This window comes from Bartonella sp. TS25HLJMH (assembly GCF_042193505.1).
Taxonomy (GTDB): domain Bacteria; phylum Pseudomonadota; class Alphaproteobacteria; order Rhizobiales; family Rhizobiaceae; genus Bartonella; species Bartonella grahamii.
In genome coordinates this window covers 1-508 of the sequence record NZ_JBHILV010000119.1, presented here as the reverse complement: position 1 = coordinate 508, position 508 = coordinate 1, and the positions used below count along the sequence as shown (strand labels likewise).

The 508-nt window shown below is 46.3% G+C and carries 1 protein-coding gene and 1 pseudogene; both read left to right on the top strand.

The window, feature by feature from the left end:
• Positions 1-387, top strand: a 387-nt coding sequence (locus tag ACFINF_RS09575; protein WP_375620635.1) for a hypothetical protein, incomplete at its 5' end; no start/stop codon positions are given.
• Positions 384-508 (top strand): annotated as a pseudogene (locus tag ACFINF_RS09570) (head decoration protein); the annotation flags it as partial. The gene ACFINF_RS09575 and the pseudogene ACFINF_RS09570, both read left to right, overlap by 4 nt.

Here is a 508-nt window from a genome sequence, read left to right as displayed (position 1 = left end):
ATCATCAATGACGAGGAAGAGGACGAAGACGATAGTGACATCGACAAAAACGCCGAAGACTTCGACGATGAAGAAGAAAACGAAGATGAGGATGAAGACAGTGAGGACAAGCAGGAAAACATAAAAGCTGCTCTTGAAAAAGAAAGAAAGCGCGCAAAAGCACTAACAACCCTTGAAAGGCAAGCAAAGCACTTAGGCGTTTCTTTTGACGCAGCAAAAGCTATTCAAAACGGTATGAGTCTCGAGAAAGCACGCCAGTGTGTGTTGACGGCTGCTAGCTCTCAAAGCGCGTCTTTAAAAGTCTCGCCTTATGCCCCTCATAGTGATGGGACGAGCAAGGCAAAGATTCACGCAAAATGGGAAGCAGCTTGGAGGGCAGTGAAATGACGAATATTATTTATGACGACGTACGCAATGGCGCTTATCTTGGACCCTACGACCCTGATATGTCAAACGAAGAAGTGGTGTTTGCATCAGGAGCATTCATTGAAGCGGGAACTGTCATGGG